Genomic DNA, 22,880 nt, shown 5'->3' on the forward strand with positions numbered 1-22,880 from the left:
GCCGCCCACGTGCTGCAGCACCAGGGAGTGCTGCAGCGCCGGTCCGTCCCCCGGGCGTCTCGGGCTGCCCAGCGCGGCTCAGACGGCGAGCCGCGCGGCGGCCAGCAGCCCGCTGCCCACCGGCAGCAGGGCGGGCATCAGCCTTTCGTCCAGCGCCACCGCCCGGGCGACTTCCCGCAGCGCGGTCGCTTCCGCGTCTCGCCGCGCCCGGTCGCCTGGCCGGTTGGGCTGGCTGAACACGTCGTTGAACGCGATCACCCCGCCGGGCCGGAGCAGCTGGACCCCTTGCTCGTAGTAGTGGACGTACTCGACCTTGGCGGCGTCCACGAACACCATGTCGTAGCCGCCGGTGGTCAGCCGAGGCAGCACGTCGACCGCCCGGCCGAGGATCAACCTGGTGCTGCCCGGCGGGAAGCCGGCTTCCCGGAACGTGGTGCGGGCGGCCCGATGGAACTCCGGCTCGATGTCGATGGAGGTCAGCACCCCGCCGTCGCCGCGGCCCGCCATGCCGCGGAGCAGGTACAGGCCGCTGACCCCGGCTCCGGTGCCCAGCTCCACGACGGCCTTGGCGCCGACCGTGGTGGCCAGGAACCGCAGCGCCGCACCCGTGGACGGCGCGACCGCGGGGCACCCCAGCTCCGCCGCCCTGGCGCGGGCGGCGAGCATCACGTCGTCATCCGGCAGGTAGTCGTCGACAGTCTCGGCGGCACTGGTCACTCGTGCAGGCTAGCGCCGCGGCCGGGCAAACCGGTGAAGGCACGGCGCAAGCGCGCAAGCCGAACACGTCCGGCTGGCGCCGGTGACGGCAGGCCCGTCGTTCTCAGGCTGCTCTCAGCCGATTTTCACCAGGCTCGTAACGAGGGAGGTCACCCTGGACGACAGGGAGGAAGAACCGTGGGGGAGGCGTGGGCCGTGCACGATCCGGGAACTACCTCACAGATGGGAACAGAACACGACGATGCGGCGTTGTCCGAAGTGACAAGCCCGATGGAGGTGCCTCAACTGCACACGACCGCGACTGAGCAGGACGCCCGCATGACCTCTCCGGCCGGTGACGTCGCCGAGATCACCGAGGACGCGGCGTGGACGCCGCCGTCATGGGACGAGATCGTGCGCACCCATGCGCCGCGCGTGTACCGGCTGGCCTACCGCCTGACCGGCAACCCGCACGACGCCGAGGACCTGACCCAGGAGACGTTCATCCGGGTCTTCCGATCGCTGTCGTCGTACAAGCCCGGCACTTTCGAGGGGTGGCTGCACCGCATCACCACCAACCTGTTCCTGGACATGGCCCGCCGCCGCTCCCGGGTGCGCATGGAGGGCCTGCCGGAGGACACCGACCGCATCGTGGGCGACGACCCGAGCCCCGAGCAGGTCTACTCCAACACGCACCTGGATCCGGATCTGCAGGCGGCGCTGGACGAGCTGCCCCCGGAGTTCCGTGCCGCCGTGGTGTTGTGTGACGTGGAAGGCCTGTCGTACGAGGAGATCGGTGCCACGTTGGGGGTCAAACTCGGTACGGTTAGGAGCAGGATCCACCGAGGGCGCCAAGCGCTGCGTGCAGCACTGGAGCGGCGCCGAGCCGAGCGACAAAACGTGAGGTCGACAGCATGAGCGATGCCCGCCAGAAGCCGGGGCAGCGCCGTCCGCGGCGGTTCGGCCCCAGCGTGCGCTTGTCGCCGGGCTGGCAGTTGCCCGAGTCGCACCTGTTGCCGGACGCCATCGTCGCCTTCGTCGACGGTGAGCTGTCGGTGGACGCGCACGAACGTGCCGCGCGGCACCTGATGCGGTGCACTTGCTGCGCCGCAGAGGTCGAGGCGCAGCGGCAGGTGCGGGCCGCCATGCATGCGTGCGATGCGCCCAGCGTTCCCGCCGGCTTGCTGGCGAGCTTGTACTCGATCCCGAACACCACCGAGCTGTCCGTCATGCCGGACAACCTGGCGGTGGACTCGTCCGGCAGGCTGGTCGCCGTGCAGCGTCCCGAGCAGGCAGCCAGGCTGGGCGCGAGCAAACCGCTCGGGTCGTCCGCTCCGCTCGGGTCGGATCCCGGCATCGGCGGCCGCCGTGGCCGTCGTGCGGTGCAGGGCGCGGGCGTGGTGATGTCCGGGCTGATGCTGTCCGCGCTGGCGTTCGCCCTCGCCGTGGAGGAGGACGACGAGCCGGCGCCGAACCGGGTGACGCCGCCGCAGGCGGTGCAGGAGGCCGCCCGCACCTCGACAACCGCGCCGAGCAGCGCTCCGAACGTGGTTCAGCTGGGCGTGCAGCAGCGCTGAGCGGGAATCCGCGGCGAGAGCGACCAGCGTGCCGGTGGTTCTCCCGCTGTTCCAACGCCGACTTCACCGACGCCCCGGCACACTGAACACTGATGGCGGACAATCCCTTCGAGCCCCAGCAGGGCGATCCGGAACGCGGCGGAGGCCCGCGGCTGCAGCCGCGCGGGCTGGAGCGGCCCCCGGTGGATCCGCATGCCGCCGCGGTGTTCGGCCGTCCGGCGGGCGTGACCGGTCCGTTCGACGAGGAGTACCGTCGCCGCGCCGTGCAGGCCGCGGAACGCCCCGGCACGAGGCCGGCCCCTCCTCCGCCGTCGTTGGCGGAGGCGTTCGGCCCTACCCCGGACGACCGCGGCGTGGTGCTGCAGCGCCCGCCGGATGACGAAGGCGAGCAGGACGAAGCCACGTACCGGCCGACGCGGAAGACGCTGTGGGGCAAGCAGGATGATCCGTGGCGCAACCCCGGCTCACCGGTCGCGTTGAGCGAGCCCGCATTGCGCGAGGACGCGGACGACGAGGACGACAAGCCGCAGCGGCGTCGTGCTTCGGCGCTGTCGCTGAGCGAGATCGTGCTGGGTGGCAGGCTGCGGCGCAGCGCCGCCGTGGTGTGCGTGGTGGTGGTCCTGCTGGTGGGCGCGATCGGCGGTGCGGTCGGCTGGTACATCGCCGACCAGAGCAACGAGCTGGGCAAAGAGGTCACGCTGGCGCAAGTGGGCTCCGGCAAGCAACGCCCGCCCGGCTCGGTGGCCGCGACCGTGCAGGAAGTGGTTCCCGCGGTGGTCTCCATCGAGATCCGGACCGGGTCGGCCGGCGGCGTCGGGTCCGGTGTGGTGATCGAGGAAGACGGCTACATCATCACCAACGACCACGTGGTGGCGCCCGCCGCCGAGGACGACGACGCGAAGCTCACCGCGGTGTTCACCGACGGCACCCGCGCGCCGGCCAAGATCGTCGGGCGGGACCCGAAGACCGACCTGGCGGTCATCAAGGTCAACGTGCGCAACCCGACCGTCATCCGGATCGGCAAGTCGGCCGACCTGGCACCCGGTGATCCGGTGATCGCGGTGGGCTCGCCCTTCGGGCTGGAGAACACCGTCACGGTCGGCGTGGTCAGTGCGGTCAACCGGCCGATCAGCGCGCCGAGCGAAAGCGGCGAGGGGACTGTCGTCTACGACGCGATCCAGACCGACGCGGCGATCAACCCGGGCAACTCGGGGGGTGCGCTGGTGGACGCCCGTGGCGCATTGGTCGGCATCAACTCGCTGATCCGCACGGTGAGCAACGAACGCCAGGAAGGCGGCAGCATCGGCCTCGGCTTCGCCATCCCGGTCGACCAGGCCATCAAGATCGCCGAGGCGCTGATCGCCGACGGCAAGGTCGCGCATCCCGAGCTGGGTGTGCAGGCCGCGTCGGTGGCGGCCAACACCTCGGAGGGCGCCCGGGTGCAGAACGTGGTCCCGAACAGCGCCGCCGACCGCGCCGGGATCAGGGAGGGCGACGTGATCGTCCGGGTCGGCGAGCGCATGGTGCGCAACGCCGCCGAGCTGACCGTGGCGGTGCGAGCGCACGAGGTGGGTCAGCGGGTGCCGATCAAACTGGTGCGGGGCGGACGGGAAATCGTCACGACTGCCAAACTGGGGTCGGACGATCCGAACGCCGGCCGCTAGGCTGGTGCTGGCTGGGCAGCCACCTTCTGCGCAAGGACGGTGCGTCGATGTTCGAGAGTGTGAGCTGGGGCGAAGTCCTCGTGCTGATCGTCGCGGCGTTGTTCATTCTCGGCCCGGAGCGCCTGCCGGAGGCGATGTCGTGGGTCGGCCGCACGGTGCGCAAGGTGCGGGAGTTCGCCGTGGGGGCGCGTGAGCAGCTCCGCCAGGAGATCGGGCCGGAGTACGAGCAGTTCCGCCAGCCCATCGAGGACCTGCGCCAGCTGCGCAACTTCAACCCGCGCCGGATCGTCACCCAGCACCTGTTCGACGGGGACGACGACCCGCTCGGCCTCAACGAGACGGTGAATCACATCAACGGCTCGTCGACGCCGAAACCGCAGCGCAGGGAGATCGAACCGTTGAGCCCGGGGGAGAAGCCCCCGGTCGATCCGGATGCCACCTAGGAGGGCGGGCTGGCTGATTTGCCGGGTGGCGGGGCGGTTGCCGGGCTGCTGGGCGGTGGGACGGTTGTCGAATCGGGCGTGGGCTGGTTCGCGGCGCTGATGCCGCAGCGCGGGTCGATTGAACCGTTGTGTCTGGGGGAGAAGTCCGCGGTCGATCTGGATGCCATCTAGGAGGGCGGGCTGGCTGGTCTGTCGGGTGGCGGGGCGGTTGCCGGGTTGCTGGGCGGTGGGACGGTTGTCGAATCGGGCGTGGGCTGGTTCGCGGCGCCACCAGACACGGACAGGTTCGCAGCGTCGGATGCGTGCCCCGGGCCATCGCCGGGGTCGTTCGTCCGTCAGTCCGCGCCAGATCTTTGCGCTCGGCACCTTGCCGCCGGGCAGGCGAGCCCCGCCCGCTTGCCGGACACCGCGCCCGAGTGCCGGATCAGCGCCGCCCGGCCGGTGTCACGTTGAGCATCATCCCGGCCAGGCCGCGCGCCCGCACCGCCAGCTTCTCCGCCGCGTTCCGCAGCACCTGGGCCGCCGGGGCATCCGGGTTGGCCAGCACGATCGGCGTGCCGTCGTCGCCGTGCTCACGCAGTTCCGGGTCCAGGGGAACCTGGCCGAGCAGTGGTACCTCCGCCCCGATCGACTGCGACAGCGAGTCGGCCACCCGTTGCCCACCGCCGGAGCCGAACACCTCGATGCGTCGGCCGTCGTCGGTCTCCAGCCACGACATGTTCTCGATGACGCCCGCCACCCGCTGCCGGGTCTGCAGCGCGATGGCGCCCGCCCGCTCGGCCACCTCGGCGGCGGCCTGCTGCGGGGTGGTCACCACCAGGATCTCGGCGTTCGGGATCAGCTGGGCCACCGAGATGGCGATGTCACCGGTGCCGGGCGGCAGGTCGAGCAGCAGCACGTCCAGGTCGCCCCAGAACACGTCGGCCAGGAACTGCTGCAGCGCGCGGTGCAGCATCGGCCCGCGCCACACCACCGGCGTGTTGCCCGGGGTGAACATACCGATGGAGATGACCTTCACCCCGTGCGCCTGCGGCGGCATGATCATGTCCTGGACCTTGGTCGGCCGGTCGCTGGTGCCCAGCATGCGGGGGATGGAGTGGCCGTAGATGTCCGCGTCGACCACGCCGACCGACAGCCCGCGCTGGGCCATCGCCGCCGCCAGGTTGACCGTCACCGAGGACTTGCCGACGCCACCCTTGCCGGAGGCGACGCAGTAGACACGGGTCAGCGAGCCGGGCTGGGCGAACGGGATGAGCGGGTCCTTGGTGTCGCCGCGCAGCTTGCGACGCAGCTCGGCGCGCTGCTCGTCACTCATCACGTCCAACTCGACCCGGACGTCGCGCACGCCGCCCAGCTTCCGCACCGCCTCGGTGGTGTCGACGGTCAGTCGGTCCTTCATCGGGCACCCGGCGACGGTGAGGTAGATGCCGACCGTCACGGTGCCGTCGGAACCGACCCGCACGTCCTTCACCATGCCGAGATCGGTGATCGGCTTGCCGATCTCCGGGTCCTTGACGCCGGAGAGGGCCCTGCGGACGTCGTCGTCGCTGGGCAGCTGAGTGCTGGTCATGGGCCCATGCTACGAGTCGGGCGTAGCATCGAGGCCAGGTGGTGAGATGGACGTCATCCTGTACGTTCTCATCGGCCTCGTAGTGCTCGCCGGCGTGGCCGCCACTGGCCTGCGCACCGTCCAGCAGTACGAACGCGGGCTGGTCTTCCGCTTCGGCCGGGTCCACCGCGAGCCGCGGGAACCGGGATTGAGGTTCGTCGTCCCAGTCGTCGACCGCATGCGCAAAGTCAGCATGCAGGTGGTCACGTTGCCGATCCCGGCGCAGGACGGCATCACCCGGGACAACGTCACGGTGCGGGTGGACGCGGTCGTCTACTTCAAGGTGATCGACCCGGTGCGGGCGGTGGTGAGCGTGGAGGACTACCGCTTCGCGGTGTCCCAGGTGGCGCAGACCTCGCTGCGCCGGATCATCGGCGAAAGCGACCTGGACGACCTGCTGTCCAACCGGGAACGGCTCAACCAGGGCCTGGAGCTGATGATCGACAGCCCGGCGCTGGACTGGGGCATCCACATCGACCGAGTGGAGATCAAGGACGTCGCCCTGCCCGAAGGCATGAAGCGGGCCATCGCCAGGCAGGCGGAAGCGGAACGCGACCGGCGGGGCAGGGTGATCGCCGCCGAGGGTGAGCTGCAGGCGTCGGAGAAGCTGGCGCAGGCCGCGCGCCGGATGGCCGACACTCCCGCCGCGCTGCAGCTGCGGCTGCTGGAAACCGTGGTCGAGGTGGCCGCCGAGAAGAATTCCACCCTGGTGCTGCCATTTCCGGTGGAGTTGGTGCGATACCTGGACGCGCGCACCGCAACACCCGGCGGGGAAACGAAATCGGACCGTGATGAAGCGGCCGTCCGGGCGAATTTTCCCGGCGGGGGCGAATGAACGAAGATTGCCTGCTCCAACTGCTGGTATGCGGTCGGGGGAAAATGGCCACGCCGGGAAAAGTAACGCATGCATAACCATTACCGAACGCTTGTTGCGCAGGCGGCGGGCGTCGCTTCGGGCTGCGCGGGCAGGCGTTAGACCGGTCACTCACCCGCGCCGACGGCTTCTCGGCACGCGGTCACGGATGGATACTGCACGGTAACCAACCGGGAGTTGTCCCCAGCAGGTTCGAGCCCGAAGGAGTGCCATGGCCCGTCTCGCCCAGACCGCCGGCCTGACCGACGTGCAGCAGGAGATCCTGGCGACCGTCCGGGACTTCGTGGACAAGGAGATCATCCCGCACGCGCAGGAACTGGAGCACTCCGACACCTACCCGGCGGACATCGTCGAAGGCATGAAGGAGATGGGCCTGTTCGGCATCACCATCCCCGAGGAGTACGGCGGGCTGGGTGAGTCGCTGCTGACCTATGCGCTGGTCGTGGAGCAGATCGCGCGCGGGTGGATGAGCGTGTCCGGCGTGATCAACACGCACTTCATCGTGGCGCACATGATCAAGCAGCACGGCACCGATGAGCAGAAGAAGCACTTCCTGCCGAAGATGGCCACCGGGGAGATCCGCGGCTCGTTCTCGATGAGCGAGCCCGACCTCGGCTCCGACGTGGCCGCGATCAAGACCCGGGCCAAGCGCGACGGCGACGACTACGTCATCGACGGCACCAAGATGTGGCTGACCAACGGCGGCACGTCCAACCTGATCGCGCTGCTGGTCCGCACCGACGAAGGCGCGGAGAAGCCGCACCAGAACCTCACCACGTTCCTGGTGGAGAAGCCGGAGGGCTTCGGCGAGGTGGCGCCGGGCCTGACCATCCCCGGCAAGATCGACAAGATGGGCTACAAGGGCGTCGACACCACCGAGGCGGTGTTCTCCGGCTACCGGATCGGCGCGGACAAGATTCTCGGCGGGGTGCCGGGCAAGGGCTTCGCGCACATGATGGACGGTGTCGAGGTCGGCAGGGTGAACGTGGCGGCCCGGGCCTGTGGCATCGCCATCCGGGCGTTCGAGCTGGCCATCCAGTACGCCCAGGAGCGCACCACGTTCGGCAAGCCGATCGCGCAGCACCAGGCGATCGCGTTCAAGCTGGCCGAGATGGCCACCAAGGTGGAGGCGGCGCACCTGATGATGGTCAACGCCGCGCGGCTGAAGGACTCCGGCCAGCGCAACGACGTCGAGGCGGGCATGGCCAAGCTGCTCGCCTCGGAGTACTGCATGGAGGTCACCCAGGAGGCGTTCCGCATCCACGGCGGCTACGGCTACTCCAAGGAGTACGAGATCGAGCGGCTGATGCGGGAGGCGCCGTTCCTGCTGATCGGCGAGGGCACGTCGGAGATCCAGAAGACCATCATCAGCCGCGGCCTGTTGCGCGAGTACCGCAACCACTGACCCCTCCCGAGCGCCCCGCCCGGCCGCGATCGCCGGTGTGGCGTGCGCGGCAACCGCTGACACCCGGCTGACCGCTCGCACCTCCTCGGCCGGTGCGGCAGGATGGTGGGAAGCATCCAGGCAGCAGCGAGTGGGGCGGCGATGAGCGAACAGGCTTCCGGCCGGGACCGGGCGCGGATGCCTCGGCTGCCCACGCCGCCGACCGGCTGGCCGATCGGCTCCTACGACACCTACCAGGGCGCCCAGCAGGCGGTGGACTACCTGGCCGCGGACGGGTTCCCGGTCGGTGACGTGACCATCGTCGGCGTCGACCTGATGCTGGTCGAGCGGGTCATGGGGCGGCTGTCGTGGGGCAAGGTGCTCACCACCGGCGCGCTGTCCGGCGCGTGGTTCGGCCTGCTGGTCGGGCTGCTGCTCGGCGCGTTCGGCAGCAGGCCGGGCCTGAGCGCCGCCCCGGTGCTGGTCGGCCTCGGCGCCGGCGTGCTGTTCGGCATGGTGTTCGCGGGCATCAGCTACGCCATGACCAAGGGCAAGCGCGACTTCTCCTCGGCCAGCCAGCTGGTGGCGGGCCGGTACGACGTGCTGTGCCTGCCGCGGTCGGCCGAACGCGGCCGGGATTTGCTCGCCAAGCTGGCGCTGGGAACGGGGGATCGCCCGGCAGGCGTCGACGAAGAACGAAACGACTGAGGTTTGCCGTCGAATTTGCCGCGGGTGCCGTGCGCTGGTCCTGTTGTCGCAATTTCGGTGCCGATCGTGTCTAGACCGTCTACCTATTCCTGCGAAACACTTGCGGACGGTGATCGCCAGGAATAAGTTCCCCTGTGCCCGGATCGATCCAGCAACGCGGTCCGGGTTCCGATCTGACGCACGTTGCGGTGCGAGCCCGGGCCGCCCTACCGGGCCCCGGTCGCACTGCGTGCGGCACGGGAGAAGGAGGAACCGGTGCGCCGAGATCGCACACGCACCCGAGCGGCGGCGATGGCCGGGTCATTGCTGACCGCGGCGGGGGTGGTGGCTGGTTGCAGCTCGGAAGCTGACAACGTCGTAACGCTGTACTACGCGTTGGAGCAGTATGTGCCGCACATCGTGGCGACGTGTAACGAGGAAGCCAACGGCGAGTACCAGATCGTGCATCGCCAGTTGCCACGAGACGCCGACGGACAGCGTGAACAGATGGTGCGCAGGCTCGCGGCGGGTGACACCGACCTGGACCTGCTCGGCCTGGACGTGACCTGGGTCCCCGAGTTCGCCGAGGCCAAGTGGCTGGCCGAATGGACGGGCGAGGACAAGGCGTCGGTCGAAGAGGACACGCTGGAAGTGCCGCTCAAGACCGCGACATGGGACGGCAAGCTGTACGCGGCGCCCATGAACACCAACGTTCAGCTGCTCTGGTACGACAAGTCGCTCACGCCGGAGCCGCCGAAGACGTGGGAAGAAATGATCGAGATGTCCCGCGATCTGAAGGCGCAGGGCAAGCCGTACCAGATCCTCTACACCGGGGCCCAGTACGAGGGCCTGGTGGTGGCGTTCAACAGCCTGGTGAACTCCGCGGGCGGCCAGGTGCTCAGTGACGACGGCACCGAGGTGACGCTGGACGACAAGGCCAGGCGGGCGCTGGAGATCATGCGACAGATGGTCGACGAGGGGCTGAACAGCCCGTCGCTGAGCAACGCGCAAGAACAGCAGGTGGTCGACTCGTTCTCGCCCGGCGACAGCCAGGCCGCCTTCCAGATCAACTGGCCGTTCGTCTACGCGGCGACGCGGGACGCGAAGTCGCCGCGGTTCGAGAACCTGGCGTGGACCACGTACCCGGGGGTGGGCGACAACCCGGGCCGGGTGACCGTCGGTGGCTTCAACATCGCGGTCAGCGCCTACTCGGAGAAGAAGGACCTGGCGTTCAAGGCCGCGCGCTGCCTGCGGCAGGCCAAGAACCAGAAGTACGCGGCGATCTGCGGTGGTGTGCCGCCGACGCTGGAAAGCCTGTACAAGGACGAGGAGCCGATCGCGCCGTGCGACGGTGACACCAGCGGCAAGCGCCAGTCGATGGTGGACGCCTACCCGATGCGCGACGACATCCTGAAGTCGCTGAAGACGGCGGCGGTCCGGCCGCTGACCCCGGTGTACCAGAACCTGTCCACGGTGACGTCGAAGATCCTGTCGCCACCGGGATCGATCGATCCGCAGGCCACCCTTGAGGAGCTGCGGGAAGAGCTGAACAACGCGGTCCAGTCGCAAGGGGTGCTGCCATGACGACACAAGGGCCCAACCCGGCCGAGACGGCCGCTGGTTCGACCGCCGTCGCCGAGCCGGCGGAGGACGCCAAGCGCGGTAACGGCAAGAAGAACGGCAAGTCGGCACTGAGCGAGGGCAAGCGGGCCGAGCGCAGGCTGGCCTGGCTGCTGTGCGCGCCCGCGGTGATCGTCATGGTGGCGGTGACCGCATGGCCGATCATCTACTCGCTGTGGCTGTCGCTGCAGCGCTACGACCTGCGGTTCCCGGACGACACCGAGTTCGTCGGGCTGGACAACTACGTGGCGGTGCTGTCCAGCGGCTACTGGTGGACCGCCTTCGGCGTGACGCTGGCGATCACCGTCGTGTCGGTGGCCATCGAGCTGGTGCTCGGCATGGTGCTGGCTTTGGTCATGCACCGGGCGCTCGTCGGCCGCGGCCTGGTGCGCACGGTCTCGCTGATCCCGTACGGGATCGTCACCGTGGTGGCGGCGTTCTCCTGGTACTTCGCCTGGGACCAGGTGTACGGCTACTTCACCGGGCCGGACGACGCGCCGCTGACCCAGACCATCCCGTCGCTGCTCATCATCGTGCTGGCCGAGGTGTGGAAGACCACGCCGTTCATGGCGTTGCTGCTGATGGCGGGCCTGGCGCTGGTGCCGGACGACCTGCTGAAGGCGGCGGCGATGGACGGGGCGAACGCCTGGCAGCGGTTCACCAAGGTGATGCTGCCGGTGATGAAGCCCGCCATCCTGGTCGCGCTGTTGTTCCGCACCCTGGACGCGTTCCGCATCTTCGACAACATCTTCGTGCTGACCAAGGGGCAGAACGACACCTCGTCGGTGTCCATGATCACCTACAACAACCTGATCAAGGGGTTGAACCTGGGCATCGGCGCGACCATGTCGGTGCTGATCTTCATCTCGGTCGCGATCATCGCGTTCGTCTTCATCAAGCTGTTCGGCACGGCTGCCCCGGGCAGTGACACCGAGGGGAGGCGCTGACATGGCGATCCTGCAGAGTCCGGCAGGCAAGAAGACCGCGTGGACGCTGGTCGACATCTTCGTCATCGTCTACGCGCTCTTCCCGGTGCTGTGGATCCTGTCGTTGTCGCTGAAGTCGTCGGAGACGCTGGCGGACAAGAGCTTCTTCCCGACCGACATCAGCTTCGAGCACTACGAGACGATCTTCTCGGCCGACGTCAGCCTGTTCATCCGGCCGCTGATCAACTCGATCGGCATCTCGGTGATCGCGACGCTGATCGCGGTGGTGCTGGGCACCATGGCCGCCTACGCCATCGCCCGGCTGGAGTTCCCCGGCAAGCGGGCGCTGGTCGGCGTCTCGCTGCTCATCGCGATGTTCCCGCAGATCTCGCTCATCTCGCCGCTGTTCGAGATGGAGCGGGCGCTCGGGCTGTTCGACACGTGGCCGGGCCTGATCCTGCCGTTCGTCACCTTCGCGCTGCCGCTGGCGATCTACACGCTGTCGGCGTTCTTCCGGGAGATCCCCTGGGAGCTGGAGAAGGCGGCGAAGATGGACGGGGCCACCCCCGGCCAGGCGTTCCGGAAGGTGATCGCTCCGCTGGCCGCGCCCGGGGTGTTCACCACGGCGATCCTGGTGTTCATCTTCTGCTGGAACGACTTCCTGTTCGCCATCTCGCTGACCTCGACCGAGAACGCCCGCACGGTGCCCGCCGCGCTGGCGTTCTTCACCGGGGCCTCGCAGTTCGAGACGCCGACCGGCTCGCTGTCCGCTGCCGCGGTCATCATCACCATTCCGATCATCGTGTTCGTGTTGTTCTTCCAGCGCCGCATCGTTGCGGGGCTGACCTCGGGTGCTGTGAAGGGGTAAGTCATGGCTGAGATCGTTCTGGACAAGGTGACCAAGCGTTACCCGGACGGCGCCCTCGCGGTGTCCGAAGTCAGCATCGAGATCGCCGACGGCGAGTTCATCATCCTGGTCGGCCCGTCCGGCTGCGGGAAGTCGACCACGCTGAACATGGTCGCCGGGCTGGAGGACATCACCAGCGGTGAGCTGCGCATCGACGGCGAGCGGATGAACGAGAAGGCGCCCAAGGACCGGGACATCGCCATGGTGTTCCAGTCGTACGCGCTGTACCCGCACATGACGGTGCGGGAGAACATGGCGTTCCCGCTCCGCCTGGCCAAGGTCGACGAGGCCACCATCAACCAGAAGGTCAACGAGGCGGCGGAGATCCTCGACCTGACCGCGCACCTGGACCGCAAGCCCGCCAATCTGTCCGGTGGTCAGCGGCAGCGGGTGGCCATGGGCCGCGCGATCGTGCGCAACCCGAAGGCGTTCCTGATGGACGAGCCGCTGTCCAACCTGGACGCCAAGCTGCGGGTGCAGATGCGCACGTCGGTGTCGAAGCTGCAGAAGCAGCTGGGCACCACGACGCTGTACGTCACGCACGACCAGACCGAGGCGATGACGCTGGGCGACCGGGTCGTGGTGCTGCGCGGCGGTCACGTGCAGCAGATCGGCTCGCCGCAGTACCTGTACGACAACCCGGCGAACCTGTTCGTGGCCGGCTTCATCGGTTCTCCGGCGATGAACTTCTTCCCCGGCCAGATCGCCGAGGGCAGCGTGCGCAGCCCGCTGGGCACGGTGCCGCTCCCGGACCGGCTGAAGCAGGCCGTGCAGTCCGGGTCCGGGCAGCGGGACGTCATCGTCGGCATCCGGCCGGAGCACTTCGAGGACGCCTCGCTGATGGACGACGCCTCGCGCGAGCGCGGCGGTCTGATCACGGTAAAGGTGGACGTGCTCGAGTCGATGGGCTCGGACGCGTACGCGCACTTCACCGTCGACCAGGGTACTTCGATCGATTCCGCCGAGCTGGCCGAGCTGGCCGCAGACTCCGGCCGCACCGACACCGGGTCGGACACCGGGTTCACCGCGCGGTTGTCCGCGGCCACCAGGGCCAAGGCCGGTGAGTCGATCGAGCTGTGGTTCGACACCGACAAGCTGCAGCTGTTCGACCCGTCCTCGGGGAAGAACCTGGTGGAGGTCTGACACGCCCGGAGCTGCTTGGGAGGTCTGACACGCCCGGCGCTGCTTGCGGAAGAGGGCCCGGTCCGCTCGCCTTGGCGGCCTGTCTGCCGTTCACATGTCCAGGGCGACGGGCCGGGCCCCGCCGCGATCGTCGGCGGCGGGCGCCACGGAGCCCCACCAGTGATGTCGCCGGGCCTGGCGTGTCGTGGCCTCGGCGGGCCGCTCACCGGGCCGGCCCATTCAGCGGCCTGCCGGCACCTGGTCGTGCCCCGGTGCGTGGCTGTGAGGTGACGTGTCCGGGTGCCGATCCCCGAGCCGTCAGAACCGGGCCAAGTCCTTGATTCGCTGCCAGGTCGAACAGGTCCTGTTCGCCAGGCGTTGTCGTGTCTCCTCAGCGATGCGGCGAGTGGTGGCGCGGACTCGTGACTGCTTGGTCGATCGGCATCACCAGGGGAAGGTCGACGAGGTCCACGATGCGTTGGATCCGCTCGCGGACCGAGCCGCCGACGACGCGGTACGGAATGCCCAGTTCGTCGAGCGTGGCGACGAGCAGTGAGTCGGACGATCGGCGGAACTCCTCGGACACCGGCCGGTGCCCGTCGGACTTGCGGGGAACTCGACCGGCAGGTGGACGTAGGCGTCGTAGGTCCGTTTGGCGCGCGCTTTGCCGACGATCCCGTAGAAGTCCAGGTACTGCGCATACCATCGCCGGTAGGGCAACCCGGCAACGCTGCGCGCCGTGCGCCGGCTCCGGCAGCGCTCGGCGCCCGGCCGGATGCACCGCCCGGTGGCCGCTGGTCCGGTCAGTCCTTGGTGAGCAGTGTCTCGATGACCTCGTCGTCCCAGCGGTGGGTGCGCATCAGCCGGTAGCGCTTGGACGCCATGGCCAGGTACGCCTCGGTGTCGGTCATGTCACCGATCAGGTCCGCGTCCCGCAGCAGCCGTACGGCGGGCAGATACTCCTCCGCGTACCAGCGGTTGGCCACCGTCTCCCGGTCCAGGAACTGGCCTTCGTCCTGCATCAGCCGGAAACCCCACGCCTCGACCGCTTCGCCCAGCTCGGCGTACTGAGCCGGGTCGGACAGCTTCATGTCCGCGCGGGCTTCCGGGATCAGCGGCACGCGCTCGGCGAAGATGCGGTGGTAGTCCTTGACGATCAGGTCGCCGCGGTAGCGGATGCCGTCGGCGTCCAGCACCGTCTCCACCTCGGTGACGTACGCCTCGATCTCCTTCAACCCCAGCGCGCACGCCACCGACACGCGGTGGTGACCGTCGCTGACGAAGTGCAGCTCGCCGACCCGGTAGACCTCGATCGGCGGGATCGGCTCACCGCGCCGGTGCGCCGCGGCCAGCCGCTCCCAGCGGGCGCGCACCCGGCTGCTGGTCGGCCGGAACCAGCGGTCGAAGTCGCGGGTGCGGTCCACGCTGCCGACGATGCTTTCCAGCCGGATGACACGCAGCCCGAGGCGGCGTTCCCCCTTGCGTCCGAGCGCCTCGACCACCTCGTCGAACGGCAGCATCACGTTGACGTCGTCCGGCTCGCGGCGCAGCCACGCGGCCAGCGCGGCACGCACCTGCTTGCGGCGGGCGCGCAGGAAGTCGTTCTCGGCATCGGCCTTCGGGAAGCCGGTGGTCCTGCTCATGAGATCTCCGCGGAGTGCTCAGCTGGTTCGAGATCGATGATGTGACTGCCGACGACGTTGCGCACGGTCGTCGTGCCGAGTATGTGGTCTTCGACGCGCTGGCCGTAAGGGTGGATGTGGCCGTGCAGCAGCCAGCGCGGGCGCAGCCGGCGGACGACGTCGTGCAGGCAGTCGAACCCCTGGTGCGGGTCGTCGTCGCCGTCCCCGACGCCACGGGGCGGGCTGTGGGTGAGCAGCACGTCCACCGGCCCCCTGGCCCGCCGGACCAGCCGCCGCGCCCGCCGGGCGGCCTGCTGCTGGGTCCACTGGTTCGGGCCGCCGGAATAGCGCACCGACCCGCCGAGCCCGGCGATCCGCAACCCGGCCGCGGTGACCACCCTGGTGTCGGCGTTGGCCCAGCCGCGCGGGCCCGGCCAGCGCTCGGGGAAGCCGGCGCGCACGCTCAGCCCGGCGTGCAGCGTGTAGCCGCCGAGCTCCCGGTCGTGGTTGCCGGGCACCATGACGGCAGGCACCTCCAGCGCGTCGACCAGGAACTCCAGGTAGTCGAACGGCAGATCCCCGGCGGACAGCAGCAGGTCGACTGAACCGACGCGGCCGACGTCCGACCAGAGTGCGTGGTCGACCTCGTCGGCGACCACCAATGCCCGTGCCATACCGCCAGGTTACGGGGCCCTCACAGCCAGCGGTTGCGTCTGAGCCGGAAGTACAGGGTCAGACAGACCACGGCGATGAGCAACAGCACCGCCGGATAGCCGTACCGCCAGTGGGTCTCCGGCATGAAGTCGAAGTTCATCCCGTAGATCCCCGCGATGGCGGTCGGCACCGCGATGATGGCTGCCCACGCGGTGATCTTGCGCATGTCGGTGTTCTGCTGCAGCGTGATCTTGGCCAAGGTGGCGTCCACCAGCGTGGTGAGCATCTCGTCGAATCCGGCCACCCGCTCCGAGACCGTGGTCAGGTGGTCGTCGACGTCGCTGAAGTACGACCGCACCTGGTCCGGCACCAGCTTGCTGTAGCCCTGGGCCAGCCTGCGCAGCGGTGTGGCCAGCGGCAGCACCGCCCGGCGCAGCTCGAGCACTTCGCGCTTCATGAAGTAGATCTGCTCGGCGGTGACCAGCGAGTCCGGGGCGAACACCTCGGTCTCCAGGGTGTCCACGTCCTCGGCCAGACCGTCGGTGACGGTCATGTAGTCGTCCACCACGTGGTCGGCGATGGCGTGCAGCACCGCGGACGGCCCGAGCGCCAGTTGCTCCGGGTCGTCCTCCAGTTGCTTGCGCACCTGACCGAGCTCGGCGTGTTCGCCGTGCCGGACGGTGATGATGAAGTCCTTGCCCAGGAACGCCATCAGCTCACCGGTGGCCACGATCTCGTTCGCCGTGGTCGGTGACGAGTGCTCGACGTAGCGGACCGTCTTGAACACCATGAACAGGGTGTCCTCGTACCGGTCCAGCTTGGGACGCTGATGCGCCTGGACCGCGTCCTCCACCGCCAGCTCGTGCAGCTCGAACGTGCGGGCGATGGCGGCCATCTGCTCTTCGGCGGGTTCGTACAGCCCGAGCCAGACGAAGCCCTCTCCGGTGGCGCGCACCTCCGCGATCGCGTCGGTGTGCGTCCACCGCCCGGGCTTTCGCCGCCCGTCGACGTAGACCGCGCAGTCGACGATGCACGAGTCGAGTGGCGAGGTGGCACGCGGCTTCACTGGGCCGTGGACGGTCCTGGCGCGGGAACGCAACGCGCTGAGCGAAGGAATCGCGGGCATGAGGAACTCCTGCCAGGTAGAAGGGACTGGCTTTGCGGCACGGGACTATCGCCAGTACTCACGGGTTCCTCACCTCCTCGCGTTCGTGGCTCCTCCTGGGTGGGCCGGTCGAGCGTGTCGAGGCTCTCGTTGACCAACGAGCACCAATGATCGAGGGTACTCCAACAGTGGTACTGCGTGCTCATTTCCCCCGATGAGGAGGCCGAAACAGTGCAGTTCGGGCGCTACTACGAAGAGTTCGAGGTCGGTGACGTCTACAAGCACTGGCCGGGCAAGACGGTGACCGAGTACGACGATCACCTGTTCTGCCTGCTCACCATGAACCACCATCCGCTGCACATGGACGCCCACTACGCGGAGAACACCACCGACTTCGGCAAGAACGTGGTGGTCGGCAACTACATCTACTCGCTGCTGCTGGGGATGTCCGTGCCCGACGTCTCCGGCAAGGCCATCGCCAACCTCGAGGTGGAATCGCTGCGGCACGTGGCCCCGACCTTCCACGGCGACACCATCTACGGCGAGACCGAGGTGCTGGACAAGACGCCGTCGAAGTCGAAGGACGACCGTGGCGTGGTGTACGTGGAGACCCGCGGCTACAAGCAGGACGGCACGGTGGTGTGCGTGTTCCGCCGGAAGGTGATGGTGCCGAAGCGGTCGTACGGCGAAGCGCGCGGTGGGGAGCAGCCGGGGAGGCCGGAACCTCGTGACTGACGACCCGCTCGCGGTCGTCCGGCAGCGGCTGCGCACGTTCGCCGAGGCCGAGGCGCAGACCTCGCCGCTGTACGCGCACTTGGCGGGCCAGGCCGCCGAGGACGACGAGGTGGCGGGCTTGTTGCTGGCCGCGCCGCTCAACCACGCGCGGCCGACGCTGCTGCTGGCGGCGGTGCACCGGCTCCTGGCGGCCGCGCCGGTGCACCCGCTCAGCCGGTACTACCCGACGATGGGGGGTTTCGACGGGGTCGACGACCGGACGTGGCCGTTGTTCCGGTCCTTCGTGCTGGAACGGGCCGACGAGGTGCGTCGGCTGTGCGCGACCCGGTTCACCCAGACCAACGAGGTGCAGCGGTCGGCGCTGCTGTATCCGGCCGTCGCCGCGGTCGCGAAGCGGGCGCGCTCGCCGATCGCGCTGCTGGAGGTGGGCACCAGCGCGGGGCTGCTGCTGGGGTTGGACCGCTACCGGTACGAGTACTCGTTCCGGGCGGACAAGTTCACCGCCGGACCGGCCAAGGCGGCGTTGAGCCTGAGCTGCGCGGTCGACGGTGACGGGTTCACCCAGCCGCCGAAGAAGCTGGCCGTCGGCGCCCGGCTGGGGCTGGACCAGGCCCCGGTCGACCTCGCCGACGAGGAGCAGTTCGCCTGGCTGGAGGCATGCGTGTGGCCGGATCAGCTGGAACGGGTGCGGCTGCTGCACACCGCGGCGGCCGTGCAGCGCCGGGATCCTCCCGAGCTGATGACCGGTGATGCGGTGGACGACCTGCCCGCGGCGGTAGGCAGGCTGCCCGGGGACCTGCCGCTGGTGGTGCTGACCAGCCACGCCACCACCTACCTCGAGCGGCCGCGCCGCGAGCAGTTCGTCGCGACGCTGACCGAGCTGGCGCGGCAGCGTCCGCTGTGGTGGGTGGCCAGCGGCCCGTACGAGAGCGGCATCGACCTGGTTGTGCCCGGCCGGGACGAGCTGAGCTACCGCGCCAGCGGGCTGAGCACGTTGGCGGTGACCGAGTGGGTGGACGGGCAGCCGCGTGGGCGGGTGCTCGCCCAGCACGCGCACCACGGCAAGCGAATGACCTGGCTGGGCTGACCGGGGCCGGGGCATCTTTCCGGCGTGACCTGACCGTCGCGGGGTGGCTCGGCGGGCCCATCGGCTCAGGTCGTGTGGGGTGAAGGGCTTCGGTCTTCGTCGCAAGTTGGCTCGGCAGGTTGGTCGGCTCAGGTCGTGTGGGGTGAAGGGCTTCGGTCTTCGTCACGGGGTGGCTCGGCAGGTCCGTCGGCTCAGTTCGCGCGGGGCGAAGGGCTTCGGTCTACGTCGCAAGTTGGCTCGGCGGGTCCGTCGGCTCGGTTCGCGCCCGAAGCGCCGGCTTCCTCGGCGCACTGCCGTTCGCAAGGTGGTCTCCCCGGCTCGGATCGAGCACCAGGCGTGGTCCGGGGTGCGCGCTTCTCGGCTCGTGTGTATGGGGGATGTCCGGTGGTGTGCTCGTTCGTGTCGTCTGCCTGTGCGGACCGGCGAGGCCGTCTGGCTCGCATCGATCGCCGGGGCTGGCCGGAGGCCATCTCGGCTCGCATCGACCGCCGGGGCGGCAGGCAGGGCGGATTGCCCGGCTCCTGGCGACCATCGGCGGCGGTCCGGGCCGTCCGTCTCTTTCGGCTCACCGGCCAACCGCCACGGCCTGGAAACACCGCGCCCGGGGTGACCTGCCGATCATGCCGATCGATGCTGGCCGCGGAACCCTGGAAGGACCGCGCCCGGGGTGCGCAGCATGCGCTCACTGGAAGGACCGTGCCCGGGGGTGACCTGACGTGGCGTGACCGGCTCAGCGACTCGCCCGCACTGGGAGGACCGTGCCCCGGGGGGGGGTGACCTGGTCGTTCCGGGGCCGCGCCGACAGGCTGTCCCGGGAAGGACCGTGCCCGGGGTGACCTGACCTGAACGGGGTATCCCCGGCCGGATGAAATTGTGGGGTCCGTTCCGCCGCCGGACATGCCCGGTCGGGCATTTCTCGCTGTGGGATGGCTCTCGCGTCAGCGGGGAAGGGCATTCCAACCACGGAGGGTGTCGGTCAGTTGCTCCACCAGAGCGCCCTCCTGCTCGAACCGGGTGTATTCCTCGGCTGTGACCCAGCGAACATCGGCGGCATCATCACCCGGGCGGAGCAGTCCGCCGATGACCGAACAGAAGTAGTCGTGGATCTCGAATTCGCCGCGCACCACGACGCCGGCCAGCGCGCCGCAAGTCACCTCCAAACCGGTCTCTTCGCGCAGCTCACGGGCCACCGCGGCGGCGTCGGACTCCCCGGCCTCGACCCTTCCCCCAGGCAGGGACCACTTTCCCGGCGACGGCGGGTGGCCGCGCTTGATCATCAGCAGCCTGCCGCGCGCGTCGTGCACCACCGCGCCGACGCAACGCACTGTGGGCTTTTTCGCGGCCATAGCCACAGAGAGTAGTGAAGCGGTAGCATGTCCGGCGGGGCTGGCCCGTCTGCGGGACTTCCCTTGCGGAATACCGCACCTGGTGCGGTATGAACGAACCGGTGACGTGAGCGACGAGTAGACGGGATCTGATCGCCAGTGAACGCGAAGAAAATAGCTGCTGTGACCGGGATCCTGCTGGTGCTGTTCTTCGTGATTTCGCAGCCCGGTCAGTCCGCGGCCATGGTGCACAACATCCTGGGCATGCTGCAGGACGCGGCTGAGTCGTTGATCGCGTTCGTCAGCAACGTCGTCAACGGCTGACGCAGGGCACGCGCTTCACCATGCTGCTGGCTCCCCGGGATCCGGACGAGTACCTGCTCGACACCGAGCGACGGGTCATCCGCGTTCGCCGGCATTGGGCGGTCCTGCTGTGGGACACGTTCGAAAGCGCCGCGCTGCTGGCGATCACCATCATGGTGTCCTACCTGCTCCCGCCGTCGGAGCTGATCCAGAGCGCGCTGTGGTACGTCGCGCTGGCGGTGGTGCTCCGGTTTGCGTGGAAGGTCATGGAGTGGTGGGTGGAGACCCTGGTGGTCACCGACAAGCGCTTCGTGCTCACCCGCGGCATCTTCACCACCAAGGTGCTGATGATGCCCATCAGCAAGGTCACCGACCTGACCTACGAGCGGCCGTTCATCGGCCGCATCCTCGGCTACGGTACGGTGATCGTCGAGTCGGCCGGTCAGATCCAGGCGCTGAACAACATCGACTTCATCCCGCATCCCGAGGAGTTCTACGACTCGATCTCCGAGCTGGTCTTCGGCGACAAGAAGGCCCAGGCCCAGCGGTTCTCGATGATGAAGGCGCAGCGCGCGGCGAAGGGCAAGCGCCCGGTCGGCTGACCCAGCCGTCCCGTCGCACACCGGCCGCCACCTGCATCGGCGCCGTCCTGGCCGGTCGGGCACACTCGACAGGTGCGCATCGATCTCCACACCCACACCGTGCTGTCGGACGGCACGGACACGCCGCGTGAGCTGATCCAGGCGGCGGCCGCGGCGGGCCTGGACGTCCTGGCCATCACCGATCACGACACCACGGCCGGGTGGCAGGAGGCGGTCGACGCGCTGCCGTCCGGCATGACGTTGATCCGGGGAGCCGAGTTGTCCTGCGTCAGCACTTCGGAGCAGGGCTGGCCGATCAGCGTGCACCTGCTGGCGTACCTGTTCGATCCGGACGCGCAGGCGCTGGTCGCCGAACAGCGACGGCTCCGGGCGGAGCGGCGGGAGCGGCTGCGCCGGATGGCCGAGCGCATGGCCGCGGACGGCCTCCCGATCGATCCGGAGGCGGTGCTGGCGTCGCTGCCCGCCGACGGCTCCGCGGGGCGGCCGCACCTGGCCAGGGCGCTGGTCGAGGCGGGCTTGGTGAGTTCGGTGAGCGAGGCGTTCGACAAGTACCTGGGCAGCCGGGGCCGGTACTACGTGCGGCGGGCGGACACCCCGGTGAGGCGAGCCGTCGCGATGATCGCCGAAGCCGGCGGGGTGACCGTGCTCGCCCATCCGTGGGCCTACTCGCGCGGCCCGACGGTCGGGGAGGACGTCATCGCCGAGCTGGCGGCGGCCGGCCTGACCGGGATCGAGGTGGATCATCCCGACCACGATCCGGCCACCAGACAGCGCCTGCGCGGGCTGGCGGCGGAGCTGGGCCTGCTGACCACCGGGTCGAGCGACTACCACGGCGCGAACAAGCCGACGCCGATCGGCGCGGAGACCACCGACCCGGAGGTGTACGAGCAGCTCGTTGCGCGTGCGACCGGCCGCCCTCCGGTGAGAGGCTGAGTCGTGTACTTCGATCTCGAGGTTTTCACGTCCGCGCTGATCACCCTGCTGGTCATCATGGACCCGCCGGGCACGGTGCCGGTGTTCCTCAGCCTGACCGGCCGCAAGCCCCCGGCGGCACGGGCCAAGGCGGCGCGGCAGGCGGTGCTGATCTCGCTGCTGGTCATCACGCTGTTCGCGGTGGCCGGGCAGGCCATCCTGGCCTATCTGGGCATCGGCATCCCCGCGTTGCAGGGCGCAGGCGGCCTGCTGTTGCTGCTGATCGCGCTGGACCTGCTGACCGGCCGGGAAAGCGCCCAGCCGCGTCCGGCCGACGACGTGAACGTGGCGCTGGTGCCGCTGGGCACGCCGCTGCTGGCCGGTCCGGGCGCCATTGCGGCGACCATCGTGTTCGTCCGCGAGGCGGAGGGCCACCTGGGTGCCTACCTGGCGCTGGCCGCGGCCATCCTGCTGGTCCACGTCGGGCTGTTCCTGTGCCTGCGGTTCGCCGGTGGCCTGATCAAGCTGCTGCGGGAAAGCGGCATCACCCTGCTGGCCAAGATCGCCGGTCTGCTGCTGGCCGCCATCGCCGTGCAACTGGTCGCCGAGTCGGTCCGCGGGTTCATCGCCGGTGGCTGATCACCGACCGCACGCGGGGGCAGCGCTCCGGCTGAGACTAGCCTGACGGGTATGAGGGCGGATGAGGTGGTGGTGAGCAGGCCGCGCCGGGATGCCGCCGGCGTCGCGCGATTTCTCACCGGGTCATTGGCCGCCGGCCTGGTCGCCCTGACCGCGGTGCTGGTGGTGGCGGAGTGGGTGACCGAGGCCAACGGCCTGGACGGGCCGGGTGCGGGCACGATCACGGGCCACGCGGTCGCCTCGTTCGCCGCCCTGGTTGCCGCGGTGGTGGCGGATCGTCAGCGAGGGCGGATCGTCGCGGCGGCGTTGGCGGTGGTCGTGGTCGTCGTGGCCGCCGTGCTGTGGTTCTACTGGCTCACCTGAGCGGATCACCCGGTACGTGAGCGG

General features: G+C 69.3%; 25 protein-coding genes. 18 read left to right on the top strand and 7 right to left on the bottom strand.

Going from position 1 to position 22,880, the window contains the following annotated elements; translation table 11 throughout:
• Positions 1-78 precede the first annotated feature (78 nt).
• The gene (locus CXP56_RS16190; RefSeq protein WP_084609390.1) at positions 79-666 is read right to left on the bottom strand and encodes an O-methyltransferase; all 588 of its coding nucleotides are present in this window, start codon (positions 664-666) and stop codon (positions 79-81) included.
• 321 nt (positions 667-987) lie between these two features.
• On the opposite strand from CXP56_RS16190, the gene sigE reads away from it, so the two are divergent.
• From sigE to tatB, 4 genes are all read left to right on the top strand, one after another.
• Positions 988-1,614 carry an RNA polymerase sigma factor SigE gene (sigE, locus tag CXP56_RS16195; protein WP_028848915.1) on the top strand — a complete coding sequence of 209 codons (627 nt, stop codon included), beginning with the start codon at positions 988-990 and terminating at the stop codon, positions 1,612-1,614.
• A complete protein-coding gene (locus CXP56_RS16200) occupies positions 1,611-2,273 on the top strand; it encodes an anti-sigma factor family protein (RefSeq protein ID WP_245566732.1) in 663 nt (220 codons plus the stop codon). Before sigE ends, CXP56_RS16200 begins: the two co-directional genes overlap by 4 nt.
• A 92-nt stretch (positions 2,274-2,365) precedes the next feature.
• On the top strand, positions 2,366-3,937 hold the full coding sequence (locus tag CXP56_RS16205; RefSeq protein ID WP_286901783.1) for a S1C family serine protease: 1,572 nt from the start codon (positions 2,366-2,368) through the stop codon (positions 3,935-3,937).
• Between the two features lie 47 nt (positions 3,938-3,984).
• Complete coding sequence (gene tatB / locus CXP56_RS16210; protein WP_028848918.1) at positions 3,985-4,380, top strand: Sec-independent protein translocase protein TatB; 396 nt, start codon at positions 3,985-3,987, stop codon at positions 4,378-4,380.
• Between the two features lie 424 nt (positions 4,381-4,804).
• Here tatB and CXP56_RS16215 read toward each other — a convergent pair whose 3' ends face one another.
• On the bottom strand, positions 4,805-5,950 hold the full coding sequence (locus CXP56_RS16215; RefSeq protein ID WP_028848919.1) for an Mrp/NBP35 family ATP-binding protein: 1,146 nt from the start codon (positions 5,948-5,950) through the stop codon (positions 4,805-4,807).
• A 46-nt stretch (positions 5,951-5,996) separates the two neighbouring features.
• Between CXP56_RS16215 and CXP56_RS16220 the strand changes: the two genes are divergently transcribed.
• The 7 genes from CXP56_RS16220 (at position 5,997) to CXP56_RS16250 (ending at position 13,530) form a co-directional block, all read left to right on the top strand.
• Positions 5,997-6,824: a slipin family protein gene (locus CXP56_RS16220; RefSeq protein ID WP_038045549.1), complete on the top strand. Its 828-nt coding sequence runs from the start codon at positions 5,997-5,999 to the stop codon at positions 6,822-6,824.
• 250 nt (positions 6,825-7,074) lie between these two features.
• Positions 7,075-8,268: an acyl-CoA dehydrogenase family protein gene (locus CXP56_RS16225; protein ID WP_028848920.1), complete on the top strand. Its 1,194-nt coding sequence runs from the start codon at positions 7,075-7,077 to the stop codon at positions 8,266-8,268.
• Positions 8,269-8,409: 141 nt separating this feature from the next.
• Positions 8,410-8,955, top strand: a complete 546-nt coding sequence (locus CXP56_RS16230) for a YflT domain-containing protein (RefSeq protein WP_286901786.1) — start codon at positions 8,410-8,412, stop codon at positions 8,953-8,955.
• Between the two features lie 291 nt (positions 8,956-9,246).
• Positions 9,247-10,518 carry an ABC transporter substrate-binding protein gene (locus tag CXP56_RS16235; protein ID WP_051310426.1) on the top strand — a complete coding sequence of 424 codons (1,272 nt, stop codon included), beginning with the start codon at positions 9,247-9,249 and terminating at the stop codon, positions 10,516-10,518.
• The gene (locus CXP56_RS16240) at positions 10,515-11,501 is read left to right on the top strand and encodes a carbohydrate ABC transporter permease (protein ID WP_028848922.1); all 987 of its coding nucleotides are present in this window, start codon (positions 10,515-10,517) and stop codon (positions 11,499-11,501) included. Before CXP56_RS16235 ends, CXP56_RS16240 begins: the two co-directional genes overlap by 4 nt.
• Position 11,502: 1 nt before the next feature.
• On the top strand, positions 11,503-12,348 hold the full coding sequence (locus CXP56_RS16245) for a carbohydrate ABC transporter permease (RefSeq protein ID WP_028848923.1): 846 nt from the start codon (positions 11,503-11,505) through the stop codon (positions 12,346-12,348).
• 3 nt (positions 12,349-12,351) lie between these two features.
• Positions 12,352-13,530 carry an ABC transporter ATP-binding protein gene (locus CXP56_RS16250; protein ID WP_028848924.1) on the top strand — a complete coding sequence of 393 codons (1,179 nt, stop codon included), beginning with the start codon at positions 12,352-12,354 and terminating at the stop codon, positions 13,528-13,530.
• Positions 13,531-13,900: 370 nt separating this feature from the next.
• On the opposite strand, the gene CXP56_RS16255 is transcribed toward CXP56_RS16250, so the two are convergent.
• The 4 genes from CXP56_RS16255 to CXP56_RS16270 all read right to left on the bottom strand — a co-directional run bounded on the left by CXP56_RS16255 (position 13,901) and on the right by CXP56_RS16270 (position 16,911).
• Positions 13,901-14,095: a hypothetical protein gene (locus CXP56_RS16255; RefSeq protein WP_286901787.1), complete on the bottom strand. Its 195-nt coding sequence runs from the start codon at positions 14,093-14,095 to the stop codon at positions 13,901-13,903.
• A 217-nt stretch (positions 14,096-14,312) separates the two neighbouring features.
• The gene (locus CXP56_RS16260) at positions 14,313-15,152 is read right to left on the bottom strand and encodes a ParB N-terminal domain-containing protein (protein ID WP_286901789.1); all 840 of its coding nucleotides are present in this window, start codon (positions 15,150-15,152) and stop codon (positions 14,313-14,315) included.
• Positions 15,149-15,805 (bottom strand): metallophosphoesterase family protein, encoded by a 657-nt coding sequence (locus CXP56_RS16265; protein WP_038045554.1) that lies wholly within the window; start codon positions 15,803-15,805, stop codon positions 15,149-15,151. Before CXP56_RS16265 ends, CXP56_RS16260 begins: the two co-directional genes overlap by 4 nt.
• A 20-nt stretch (positions 15,806-15,825) precedes the next feature.
• Complete coding sequence (locus tag CXP56_RS16270; RefSeq protein ID WP_028848927.1) at positions 15,826-16,911, bottom strand: magnesium and cobalt transport protein CorA; 1,086 nt, start codon at positions 16,909-16,911, stop codon at positions 15,826-15,828.
• Positions 16,912-17,121: 210 nt separating this feature from the next.
• On the opposite strand from CXP56_RS16270, the gene CXP56_RS16275 reads away from it, so the two are divergent.
• Together CXP56_RS16275 and CXP56_RS16280 are read left to right on the top strand one after the other, a co-directional pair.
• Entirely contained in the window at positions 17,122-17,625 is a 504-nt protein-coding gene (locus CXP56_RS16275) for a MaoC family dehydratase (protein WP_028848928.1), read from the top strand.
• Positions 17,618-18,712, top strand: coding sequence for a DUF2332 domain-containing protein (locus tag CXP56_RS16280; RefSeq protein ID WP_286901791.1), 1,095 nt, complete (start codon positions 17,618-17,620; stop codon positions 18,710-18,712). The genes CXP56_RS16275 and CXP56_RS16280 overlap by 8 nt, the downstream gene beginning before the upstream one ends.
• Positions 18,713-19,650: 938 nt before the next feature.
• On the opposite strand, the gene CXP56_RS16285 is transcribed toward CXP56_RS16280, so the two are convergent.
• On the bottom strand, positions 19,651-20,058 hold the full coding sequence (locus CXP56_RS16285; RefSeq protein ID WP_028848930.1) for an NUDIX hydrolase: 408 nt from the start codon (positions 20,056-20,058) through the stop codon (positions 19,651-19,653).
• Between the two features lie 162 nt (positions 20,059-20,220).
• Between CXP56_RS16285 and CXP56_RS16290 the strand changes: the two genes are divergently transcribed.
• From CXP56_RS16290 to CXP56_RS16310, 5 genes are all read left to right on the top strand, one after another.
• Positions 20,221-20,361 (top strand): hypothetical protein, encoded by a 141-nt coding sequence (locus CXP56_RS16290; protein WP_169725256.1) that lies wholly within the window; start codon positions 20,221-20,223, stop codon positions 20,359-20,361.
• Positions 20,362-20,384: 23 nt separating this feature from the next.
• The gene (locus tag CXP56_RS16295; protein WP_028848931.1) at positions 20,385-20,942 is read left to right on the top strand and encodes a PH domain-containing protein; all 558 of its coding nucleotides are present in this window, start codon (positions 20,385-20,387) and stop codon (positions 20,940-20,942) included.
• Positions 20,943-21,014: 72 nt separating this feature from the next.
• Positions 21,015-21,875: a PHP domain-containing protein gene (locus CXP56_RS16300; RefSeq protein ID WP_286901793.1), complete on the top strand. Its 861-nt coding sequence runs from the start codon at positions 21,015-21,017 to the stop codon at positions 21,873-21,875.
• Positions 21,876-21,878: 3 nt separating this feature from the next.
• Entirely contained in the window at positions 21,879-22,493 is a 615-nt protein-coding gene (locus tag CXP56_RS16305) for a MarC family protein (RefSeq protein WP_286901794.1), read from the top strand.
• A gap of 51 nt (positions 22,494-22,544) precedes the next feature.
• Positions 22,545-22,856 (top strand): hypothetical protein, encoded by a 312-nt coding sequence (locus tag CXP56_RS16310; RefSeq protein WP_286901795.1) that lies wholly within the window; start codon positions 22,545-22,547, stop codon positions 22,854-22,856.
• The last annotated feature ends 24 nt before the right edge of the window (positions 22,857-22,880 follow it).

This window comes from Thermocrispum sp. (genome assembly GCF_002919275.1).
In the GTDB taxonomy this organism is placed as follows: Bacteria; Actinomycetota; Actinomycetes; order Mycobacteriales; family Pseudonocardiaceae; genus Thermocrispum; species Thermocrispum agreste.

What these genes read in the sequence shown, in the direction of transcription:
- CXP56_RS16310 (WP_286901795.1), top strand. Translation starts at nt 22,545, where the DNA reads ATGAGGGCGGATGAGGTGGTGGTGAGCAGGCCGCGCCGGGATGCCGCC.
- CXP56_RS16230 (WP_286901786.1), top strand. Translation starts at nt 8,410, where the DNA reads ATGAGCGAACAGGCTTCCGGCCGGGACCGGGCGCGGATGCCTCGGCTG.
- CXP56_RS16225 (WP_028848920.1), top strand. Translation starts at nt 7,075, where the DNA reads ATGGCCCGTCTCGCCCAGACCGCCGGCCTGACCGACGTGCAGCAGGAG.
- sigE (WP_028848915.1), top strand. Translation starts at nt 988, where the DNA reads ATGGAGGTGCCTCAACTGCACACGACCGCGACTGAGCAGGACGCCCGC.
- CXP56_RS16285 (WP_028848930.1), bottom strand. Translation starts at nt 20,058, where the DNA reads ATGGCCGCGAAAAAGCCCACAGTGCGTTGCGTCGGCGCGGTGGTGCAC.
- CXP56_RS16270 (WP_028848927.1), bottom strand. Translation starts at nt 16,911, where the DNA reads ATGCCCGCGATTCCTTCGCTCAGCGCGTTGCGTTCCCGCGCCAGGACC.
- CXP56_RS16190 (WP_084609390.1), bottom strand. Translation starts at nt 666, where the DNA reads ATGCTCGCCGCCCGCGCCAGGGCGGCGGAGCTGGGGTGCCCCGCGGTC.
- CXP56_RS16245 (WP_028848923.1), top strand. Translation starts at nt 11,503, where the DNA reads ATGGCGATCCTGCAGAGTCCGGCAGGCAAGAAGACCGCGTGGACGCTG.
- CXP56_RS16215 (WP_028848919.1), bottom strand. Translation starts at nt 5,950, where the DNA reads ATGACCAGCACTCAGCTGCCCAGCGACGACGACGTCCGCAGGGCCCTC.
- CXP56_RS16260 (WP_286901789.1), bottom strand. Translation starts at nt 15,152, where the DNA reads ATGAGCAGGACCACCGGCTTCCCGAAGGCCGATGCCGAGAACGACTTC.
- CXP56_RS16265 (WP_038045554.1), bottom strand. Translation starts at nt 15,805, where the DNA reads ATGGCACGGGCATTGGTGGTCGCCGACGAGGTCGACCACGCACTCTGG.
- tatB (WP_028848918.1), top strand. Translation starts at nt 3,985, where the DNA reads ATGTTCGAGAGTGTGAGCTGGGGCGAAGTCCTCGTGCTGATCGTCGCG.
- CXP56_RS16205 (WP_286901783.1), top strand. Translation starts at nt 2,366, where the DNA reads ATGGCGGACAATCCCTTCGAGCCCCAGCAGGGCGATCCGGAACGCGGC.
- CXP56_RS16220 (WP_038045549.1), top strand. Translation starts at nt 5,997, where the DNA reads ATGGACGTCATCCTGTACGTTCTCATCGGCCTCGTAGTGCTCGCCGGC.
- CXP56_RS16240 (WP_028848922.1), top strand. Translation starts at nt 10,515, where the DNA reads ATGACGACACAAGGGCCCAACCCGGCCGAGACGGCCGCTGGTTCGACC.
- CXP56_RS16200 (WP_245566732.1), top strand. Translation starts at nt 1,611, where the DNA reads ATGAGCGATGCCCGCCAGAAGCCGGGGCAGCGCCGTCCGCGGCGGTTC.
- CXP56_RS16235 (WP_051310426.1), top strand. Translation starts at nt 9,247, where the DNA reads ATGGCCGGGTCATTGCTGACCGCGGCGGGGGTGGTGGCTGGTTGCAGC.
- CXP56_RS16250 (WP_028848924.1), top strand. Translation starts at nt 12,352, where the DNA reads ATGGCTGAGATCGTTCTGGACAAGGTGACCAAGCGTTACCCGGACGGC.